The 9444-nt window shown below is 53.0% G+C and carries 7 protein-coding genes; 5 read left to right on the top strand and 2 right to left on the bottom strand.

The features are described 5' to 3' along the window. Positions 1-15: 15 nt before the first annotated feature. Positions 16-713, bottom strand: a protein-coding gene (locus tag OGX91_RS01240) for an IS1-like element IS1A family transposase (RefSeq protein ID WP_103215986.1) whose coding sequence is annotated in 2 segments (ribosomal slippage) — positions 16-464 and positions 464-713 — 699 coding nt in all. Because the reading frame shifts where the segments join, the coding sequence is not laid out codon by codon here. A gap of 480 nt (positions 714-1193) precedes the next feature. On the opposite strand from OGX91_RS01240, the gene OGX91_RS01235 reads away from it, so the two are divergent. The 4 genes from OGX91_RS01235 to OGX91_RS01220 all read left to right on the top strand — a co-directional run bounded on the left by OGX91_RS01235 (position 1194) and on the right by OGX91_RS01220 (position 4675). Next, positions 1194-3833 (top strand): YdbH family protein, encoded by a 2640-nt coding sequence (locus OGX91_RS01235; protein ID WP_286625215.1) that lies wholly within the window; start codon positions 1194-1196, stop codon positions 3831-3833. Then, positions 3830-4021 carry a YnbE family lipoprotein gene (locus OGX91_RS01230; protein ID WP_003020350.1) on the top strand — a complete coding sequence of 64 codons (192 nt, stop codon included), beginning with the start codon at positions 3830-3832 and terminating at the stop codon, positions 4019-4021. The genes OGX91_RS01235 and OGX91_RS01230 overlap by 4 nt, the downstream gene beginning before the upstream one ends. Positions 4022-4028: 7 nt before the next feature. Next, positions 4029-4355: a YdbL family probable chaperone protein gene (locus OGX91_RS01225; protein WP_286625213.1), complete on the top strand. Its 327-nt coding sequence runs from the start codon at positions 4029-4031 to the stop codon at positions 4353-4355. A 128-nt stretch (positions 4356-4483) separates the two neighbouring features. Then, on the top strand, positions 4484-4675 hold the full coding sequence (locus OGX91_RS01220) for a hypothetical protein (protein WP_005126701.1): 192 nt from the start codon (positions 4484-4486) through the stop codon (positions 4673-4675). A 34-nt stretch (positions 4676-4709) separates the two neighbouring features. On the opposite strand, the gene azoR is transcribed toward OGX91_RS01220, so the two are convergent. Further along, a complete protein-coding gene (gene azoR, locus OGX91_RS01215) occupies positions 4710-5315 on the bottom strand; it encodes an FMN-dependent NADH-azoreductase (RefSeq protein ID WP_005126702.1) in 606 nt (201 codons plus the stop codon). A gap of 201 nt (positions 5316-5516) precedes the next feature. On the opposite strand from azoR, the gene hrpA reads away from it, so the two are divergent. Continuing rightward, a complete protein-coding gene (gene hrpA, locus OGX91_RS01210) occupies positions 5517-9419 on the top strand; it encodes an ATP-dependent RNA helicase HrpA (RefSeq protein ID WP_286625211.1) in 3903 nt (1300 codons plus the stop codon). Positions 9420-9444 lie beyond the last annotated feature (25 nt).

Genomic DNA, 9444 nt, shown 5'->3' with positions numbered 1-9444 from the left:
GGTAATGACTCCAACTTATTGATAGTGTTTTATGTTCAGATAATGCCCGATGACTTTGTCATGCAGCTCCACCGATTTTGAGAACGACAGCGACTTCCGTCCCAGCCGTGCCAGGTGCTGCCTCAGATTCAGGTTATGCCGCTCAATTCGCTGCGTATATCGCTTGCTGATTACGTGCAGCTTTCCCTTCAGGCGGGATTCATACAGCGGCCAGCCATCCGTCATCCATATCACCACGTCAAAGGGTGACAGCAGGCTCATAAGACGCCCCAGCGTCGCCATAGTGCGTTCACCGAATACGTGCGCAACAACCGTCTTCCGGAGCCTGTCATACGCGTAAAACAGCCAGCGCTGGCGCGATTTAGCCCCGACATAGCCCCACTGTTCGTCCATTTCCGCGCAGACGATGACGTCACTGCCCGGCTGTATGCGCGAGGTTACCGACTGCGGCCTGAGTTTTTTAAGTGACGTAAAATCGTGTTGAGGCCAACGCCCATAATGCGGGCGGTTGCCCGGCATCCAACACCATTCATGGCCATATCAATGATTTTCTGGTGCGTACCGGGTTGAGAAGCGGTGTAAGTGAACTGCAGTTGCCATGTTTTACGGCAGTGAGAGCAGAGATAGCGCTGATGTCCGGCAGTGCTTTTGCCGTTACGCACCACCCCGTCAGTAGCTGAACAGGAGGGACAGCTGATAGAAACAGAAGCCACTGGAGCACCTCAAAAACACCATCATACACTAAATCAGTAAGTTGGCAGCATCACCGGCTGCGTCTTCGTGGGCAGGGAAAACTGAGTGACAGTGAACTGGAGGCGTTGCTCTACGCCAGAGATCAACTGCTGCGACAATATAAAAACACGGCGGAAATTGCAGCAAGAGCTCAGGTTGAGAAGATTGCTATTTCGCTGGTTAATATTGTGCTCGACAAATTATTGGGCATTGCCTTTCACCAGAAATGAGGCACGGCATAGGGCTAATAGGGCGAAAAAATGGTCGGTTTTCTGCGCTACTGACGGATGTGGTACAGGGGTATCTCACTGAGAGACCACTATTTTTTATTACTCACAACCTATAAATATTACATATATTTCAATGGGATCTATTCTTAAGGTGGGCATGTTTAGCTAAACATGCCACAATACTGGCCTAAACCGGCTTAAATTTTCGCTAAATCAGGATATTAACTACCCATGAAGGGTAAATATAAAGCCGTTCTGGCACTTCTCTTATTATTGATTCTCGTGCCGCTGACGTTGGTCATGACGCTTGGCCTGTGGGTTCCCACGCTGGTGGGCGTCTGGTTGCCTGTCGGCACGCGCATCGCGCTGGATGAGAGCCCACGGCTGACACGGCATGGGCTGCATATCCCGGAACTTCGCTATCTGGTCGATGATTGCCCGCTAGCGCGCATTACTCAGGCAGACCTCTCTCACCCCAGCCGCTGGTTGCTTAATGTTGGGACAATTGAGCTCGACTCGGCTTGCCTGGCCAAATTGCCGCAGGCAGAACCCTCGCCGGTAGCGCCAAAAACGCTGGCTGAATGGCAATCGATGCTACCCAATACCTGGATTAACATCGACAACGTTATTCTCTCTCCATGGCAGGAGTGGCAGGGGAAACTATCGCTCTCGCTAACGCCCTCTACCCAGCAGCTGCGCTACCAGGGTGAAAAAGTTAAATTTCAGGGGCGTCTGCACGGGCAAAATCTGACGGTAAATGAGCTGGATGTTGCAGCATTTGAAGGGCAGCCGCCGGTAAAACTGGTTGGTGAATTTACTATGCCGCTGGTTCCTGATGGACTACCGGTGAGCGGGCATGCGGTTGCTACTCTGAGCTTGCCGCAGGAGCCAACGCTGGTTGACGCCGAACTTGAGTGGCAAGAAAACAGCGGACAACTGATCGTCATGGCGCGGGATAATGTCGATCCGCTACTCGATCTCCCGTGGGAAATAACCCGTCAGCAACTCACCATTAGCGACGGTCGCTGGAACTGGCCTTATCAAGGATTCCCGCTCAGCGGGCGGTTGGGTGTGAAAGTTGAGAACTGGCAGGCCGGGCTGGAAAATGCGGTGGTGAGCGGGCGTCTGAACATTCTGACGCAAGGCGATGCCGGTAAAGGAAACGCCGTATTAACGTTAGGGCCAGGTAGGCTCGGTGTGGATAGTAGCGATATGCCGTTACAGTTGATCGGCGAGGCGAAACAGGATGACCTGATCTTCTACGCGAAGTTACCCGCCAGACTTACCGGAAGCCTGACCGATCCGCAACTCGCTTTCGAGCCAGGGGCGCTGCTGCGCTCGCGTGGACGGGTGATTGACTCACTGGATATAGACGAAATTCGCTGGCCATTGGCTGGCGTTAAAGTGACACAGCGCGGTGTGGATGGGCGTCTACAGGCCATTTTACGGGCGCATGAGAATCAGATGGGTGGCTTTGAGTTGCACCTTGATGGTCTGGCAAATGATTTTCTTCCTGATGCCGGTCGTTGGCAGTGGCGGTATTGGGGCAAAGGCAGTTTTACACCGATGCATGCGCTTTGGGATGTCGCGGGCAAAGGGGAGTGGCACGACAACACCCTGAGACTTTTCGACCTCTCGACCGGATTTGACCAACTGCAATACGGCACCATGAAGGTGGAAAATCCGCGTCTGATGATGGATGAGCCGATCGTGTGGGTACGGGATGCCAGCAAACCGACATTCAGTGGTGCGCTGTCGCTGGACGCCGGGAACACCATCTTCACTGGGGGAAGCGTGTTACCGCCATCAACCCTGAAATTTAGCGTGGAAGGTACCGACCCGACGGTTTTCCAGTTCAAAGGCCAGCTTCACGCGGGGGCGATTGGGCCCGTACAGCTTAATGGCCGGTGGGACGGGATCCGTCTGCGCGGTCAGGCCTGGTGGCCAAAACAATCGCTCACCGTTTTCCAACCGCTCATCCCACCTGACTGGAAAATGAAGCTACGCGAAGGTGAACTGTATGCGCAGGTTGCGTTCTCGGCCGCCTCGGATCAGGGGTTTGAAGCGGGCGGTCATGGGGTATTAAAAGGCGGTAGCGCCTGGATGCCTGATAACCAAATCAATGGCGTCGATTTTGTGTTGCCGTTTCGATTTAGTGAAGGTGCGTGGCAACTGGGTACGCGTGGGCCTATTTCGCTGCGTATCGCGGAAGTGGTGAATCAGGTGACGGTGAAAAATATCGCCGCCGATCTGCAGGGGGCGTATCCCTGGAGTGAAGACAATCCGTTACTGTTAAGCGATGTCAGCGCCGAACTGCTGGGGGGCAAAGTCATCATGCAGCAACTGCGGATGCCGCAGCACGATCCAGCATTATTGCGGGTGCAGAATATTTCTTCCAGCGAGCTTATCAGCGCGGTTAATCCCAAACAATTCGCCATGTCTGGCCCGGTTAGCGGTGCGTTGCCGTTATGGCTGGATAACGAAAAGTGGATCATTAAAGACGGCTGGCTGACCAACCCCGGCCCCATGACGCTGCGTATTGATAAGGACACGGCGGATGCCGTCGTCAAAGATAATATGGCGGCGGGTGCGGCCATTAACTGGCTGCGTTATATGGAAATAAGTCATTCCTGGACGAAAATAAATCTGGATAACCTCGGTGTTTTAACCATGCAGGCAACGGTGACTGGCAACAGTCGGGTGGATGGTAAAGTGGGAACGGTTAATTTGAATTACACCCACGAGGAAAACGTCTTTACGCTATGGCGCAGTTTGCGTTTTGGCGACAATTTACAGGCATGGCTTGAACAAAATGCAGCGTTGCCGGAAAACCATTGCCCGGAAGGCAAGGAATGTGAGGAACAACAATGAAAACGATAGCTGCGATGCTGGGTCTATTGGCGTCATCTCTGCTGGTCGGGTGCACACCCAGAATCGAAGTGGCTGCGCCAAAAGAACCGATCACGATTAATATGAACGTCAAAATCGAACACGAGATCCATATCAAAGTCGATAAAGACGTTGAGAGCTTGTTGAAATCGCGCAGCGATCTGTTCTGAGGTTACGATGAAAAAACAGCTTGCAGTGATCCTGGTCGCTCTGAGTTTATTCAGCGGCAATGTGTGGGCGTTAACCTTGAGTGAAGCCAGAACCCAGGGGCGGGTTGGAGAAACGCTTAATGGTTATCTGGTGGCATTGAAAACCGATGCCGAAACGCAGACACTGGTGAGTGAAATTAATAAAGCGCGCAACGCCAGCTATCAGCAACTGGCTGAGAGCAATAATATTCCGGCTGATGAAGTGGCGAAAATGGCCGGACAAAAACTGGTTGCTCGCGCCAAACCCGGCGAGTATGTACAGGGCATAAATGGGAAATGGTTAAGGAAAGAATAATTCATTTCTGAGCAGGCGCTGACAAGTAGTGCATCACATGAATTATTCATCGACATCGCAATAGTTGCCACACTGCATGATATCGATGTTGATATAGTTCCCCTCCGGTAGCGTCCTGGGGTGAAATCATGTGGCTTCTCAAGTGGTATGTCTGGAATCGTTGGGTATTCAAGCTATTAAGTCGGGATGTCGCCGAGCGGGAACAATTTTTACAGCATTGCTGGGAAGAAAATCTGGCGAAGTGCAGGGATTACGCAACCATCTGGCGTGATATTAACCGCATTCACGGCAAACAGGTTCGAGTGCAGGCAAAGAAGTAAGTACCCTCCCACCGGATAGTGAGAGGGTCTATCATCAGGCAGCGACGACGCTGTCGATAGCGGCTTTCGCATCGGACTGTGCTTTTGATGCCACTTCCGGACCGTAAGCAATACCTTCCGCGAACACGACGTTCACGTCGGTGATACCGATAAAGCCCAGGAACACATTCAGATACGGGGTGATCAGATCGGTCGGCGTATCTTTATGGATACCACCACGGCTGGTCAGCACGATAGCACGTTTTCCGGTTACCAGACCTTCCGGGCCTTTCTCGGTGTAACGGAAGGTGACGCCTGCACGGGCAATCAGGTCGAAGTAGTTTTTCAGTTGCGTTGGGATGTTGAAGTTATACATCGGCGCGGCGATAACAATCACATCATGCGCTTTCAGCTCAGCGATCAGTTCATCGGACAGCGCGAGCGCTTCTTGCTGGCGTGGCGTCAGCGGCGTATCGCTCGGGCGCATCGCACCCACCAGCTCGCCATCCAGCACCGGAACAGGATTTGCAGCCAGGTCACGGACGGTGATTTCATCAGCGGAGTGCTTTTCACGCCACTGTTCAACAAAATAATCAGACAACTGACCAGACTGAGAGTACCCTGCCAGAATACTGGATTTAAGAACTAATACCTTGCTCATGGGTGTTTCCTTTTATGTGTTTGAAGGGGATGTGCCCCGTTGCTTGTTGACACTTTATTCACAATCCTGCCGCAGTGATAGCGCAATATATCGAATCCTATGTTCGAAATTATTGAACAACACATGAAAAGCGCCGATGTGGTACTCTATACCTATCATCTACAAGAGATTTAACCCGGCAGAGCACTGCCCTCTAACGCTATGACAGAACAACAAAAATTAACCTTCAACATGCTGCAGCAACAGCTGGACTCACTGATGCTGCGCGACAGACAGCGCTTTGCCCGCCGTCTGCACGGCGTGAAGAAGGTTAAAAATCCTGATGCACAACAGGCCATTTACCAGGAGATGGCAAAAGAGATTGACCAGGCAGCCGGTAAGGTTGTGCTGCGTGAAGCCGCTCGACCGACAATTACCTATCCGGAAAACCTGCCTGTTAGTCAGAAAAAGCAGGATATTCTGGACGCCATTCGCGACCATCAGGTGGTGATTGTTGCCGGGGAAACCGGTTCAGGTAAAACCACCCAGTTACCGAAGATCTGTATGGAGCTGGGGCGCGGGTTGAAAGGGCTGATCGGTCATACCCAGCCGCGTCGTCTGGCTGCGCGCACCGTGGCGAACCGTATTGCGGAAGAGTTGCAAACCGAGCCGGGCGGCTGTATCGGTTATAAAGTGCGTTTCAGCGATCATGTCAGCGATAACACCATGGTTAAGCTGATGACGGACGGTATTTTGCTGGCGGAAATCCAGCAGGATCGACTGCTGATGCAGTACGACACTATCATCATCGATGAAGCGCATGAACGCAGTCTGAATATCGATTTTCTGCTCGGCTATTTGAAAGAACTCCTGCCGCGCCGTCCGGATCTAAAAATTATTATCACTTCGGCGACCATCGACCCGGAGCGTTTTTCAAAGCATTTCAATAATGCGCCGATTATCGAAGTCTCCGGCCGAACGTACCCGGTAGAAGTACGCTATCGCCCGATTGTTGAAGATGCAGATGACACCGAGCGTGACCAACTGCAGGCGATTTTTGATGCCGTAGATGAGTTAGGCCGTGAAAGTCAGGGCGACATTCTGATCTTCATGAGCGGCGAACGTGAAATCCGTGATACCGCCGATGCACTGAATAAGCTGGATTTACGCCACACCGAAGTGTTGCCGCTGTATGCGCGTCTTTCAAACAGTGAGCAGAACCGTGTATTCCAGTCGCACAGTGGTCGCCGTATCGTGCTGGCGACCAACGTGGCGGAAACCTCGCTGACCGTGCCGGGAATCAAATACGTAATTGATCCGGGCACCGCGCGTATCAGTCGCTACAGTTACCGCACCAAAGTTCAGCGCTTGCCGATTGAACCGGTGTCGCAGGCTTCTGCCAACCAGCGTAAAGGCCGCTGCGGTCGTGTTTCGGAAGGGATCTGTATTCGTCTGTATTCCGAAGACGATTTCTTGTCGCGGCCGGAGTTTACCGACCCGGAGATCCTGCGTACCAACCTGGCATCCGTTATTTTGCAGATGACGGCGCTGGGACTGGGTGATATCGCGGCATTCCCGTTCGTTGAAGCACCGGATAAACGCAATATTCAGGACGGGGTACGCCTGCTCGAAGAGCTGGGGGCGATAACCACCGATGAACAGGCAACCGCGTATAAGTTAACGCCGTTGGGTCGTCAGCTGTCGCAACTGCCAGTGGACCCGCGTCTGGCGCGCATGGTGCTGGAAGCGCAAAAACATGGCTGCGTACGTGAGGCGATGATCATTACCTCGGCGCTGTCCATTCAGGATCCGCGCGAGCGTCCAATGGACAAGCAGCAGGCTTCCGACGAGAAGCACCGCCGTTTCCACGACAAAGAGTCTGATTTCCTCGCGTTTGTGAACCTGTGGAACTATCTCGGCGAGCAGCAAAAAGCGCTGTCGTCGAACCAGTTCCGCCGTCAGTGTAAGGTTGATTTCCTTAACTATCTGCGCGTGCGCGAATGGCAGGATATCTACACGCAACTGCGTCAGGTGGTGAAAGAGTTAGGTATTCCGGTCAACAGTGAACCTGCTGAGTATCGGGAAATCCACGTTGCGCTGCTGACCGGATTACTGTCGCATATCGGGATGAAAGATGCCGATAAACAGGAATTTACCGGCGCGCGTAACGCCCGTTTCTCGATCTTCCCCGGTTCTGGTCTGTTTAAAAAACCGCCGAAATGGACAATGGTGGCGGAGCTGGTGGAAACCAGCCGCCTGTGGGGACGTATTGCCGCGCGCATCGATCCCGAGTGGGTGGAGCCGGTTGCCCAGCATCTGATCAAACGTTCATACAGTGAACCGCACTGGGAGCGTGCCCAGGGGGCAGTGATGGCGACAGAAAAAGTCACTGTTTACGGCTTACCGATTGTAGCCGCCCGTAAGGTGAACTACAGCCAGATCGATCCTGCACTATCGCGTGAACTGTTTATTCGCCATGCGCTGGTGGAAGGTGACTGGCAGACGCGACATGCGTTTTTCCATGACAACCTCAAGCTGCGCGCGGAAGTGGAAGAGTTAGAGCACAAATCACGTCGTCGCGACATTCTGGTCGATGATGAGACGCTGTTTGAATTTTACGACCAGCGCATCAGCCATGATGTGGTTTCCGCCCGCCACTTTGATAGCTGGTGGAAGAGAGTCAGCCGCGAGACACCGGATCTGCTCAACTTTGAAAAAAGTATGCTTATCAAAGAGGGCGCGGAGAAAATCAGCAAGCTGGATTACCCAAACTTCTGGCATCAGGGCAATCTCAAACTGCGGTTAAGCTACCAGTTTGAACCCGGCGCTGATGCGGATGGCGTGACCGTGCATATTCCGCTGCCGTTACTAAACCAGGTTGAAGAGAGCGGTTTTGAATGGCAAATCCCGGGGCTGCGTCGTGAACTGGTGATCGCGCTGATTAAGTCGCTACCGAAACCGGTCCGACGCAACTTTGTGCCGGCACCGAACTATGCGGAAGCGTTTTTAGGCCGGGTGACGCCGCTGGAACTGCCGCTGCTGGATTCGCTGGAGCGTGAACTGCGCCGGATGACCGGCGTCACCGTTGACCGTGAAGACTGGCATTGGGATCAGGTGCCCGATCATCTGAAGATAACGTTCCGGGTGGTGGATGATAAGAACAAGAAGCTGCAGGAAGGACGCTCACTGCAGGATCTGAAAGATGCGCTGAAGGGCAAAGTTCAGGAAACATTGTCTGCAGTGGCGGATGACGGTATTGAACAGAGCGGTCTGCACATCTGGAGCTTTGGTCAACTGCCGGAAAGTTACGAGCAAAAACGCGGTAACTATAAAGTGAAAGCGTGGCCAGCGCTGGTGGATGAGCGTGACAGCGTTGCCATCAAACTGTTTGATAATCCGCTGGAGCAACAGCAGGCGATGTGGTGCGGTTTACGCCGTCTGTTGCTGCTGAATATTCCATCACCTATCAAATACTTACACGAGAAACTGCCCAACAAAGCCAAGCTGGGGCTGTATTTTAATCCGTATGGCAAAGTGCTGGATTTGATTGACGACTGTATTTCCTGCGGTGTGGATAGGCTTATCGACGCTAACGGCGGCCCGGTGTGGACGGAAGAGGGCTTTGCGGCGTTGCACGAAAAAGTGCGGGCTGAGCTGAATGACACGGTGGTCGATATTGCGAAGCAGGTCGAACAGATCCTGACGGCGGTATTTAACATCAACAAACGTCTGAAAGGGCGTGTGGATATGACCATGGCGCTGGGGCTTTCGGATATCAAAGCGCAAATGGGTGGGCTGGTGTACCGTGGTTTTGTCACCGGCAACGGTTTCAAACGTCTGGGCGATACGTTGCGTTATTTGCAGGCCATTGAAAAACGGCTGGAGAAACTGGCGATTGATCCGCACCGCGATCGGGCGCAGATGCTGAAAGTAGATAGCGTGCAGCAGGCCTGGCAGCAGTGGTTCAATAAACTGCCGCCCGCGCGGCGTGAAGATGATGATGTCAAAGAGATCCGCTGGATGATAGAAGAGCTGCGAGTCAGCTACTTTGCCCAGCAGCTCGGCACGCCATATCCGATCTCCGATAAACGTATTCTGCAGGCGATGGAGCAGATTTCAGGCTAACGCGTGGTGGTGCCGTAGACCGGAT

Origin of the sequence: Citrobacter sp. Cpa228, assembly GCF_030333085.1 — a bacterium.
Taxonomy (GTDB): Bacteria; Pseudomonadota; Gammaproteobacteria; order Enterobacterales; family Enterobacteriaceae; genus Citrobacter; species Citrobacter pasteurii.
Note: the sequence above shows the minus strand (reverse complement) of the source record. Positions and strands in the feature narration are given on the sequence as shown.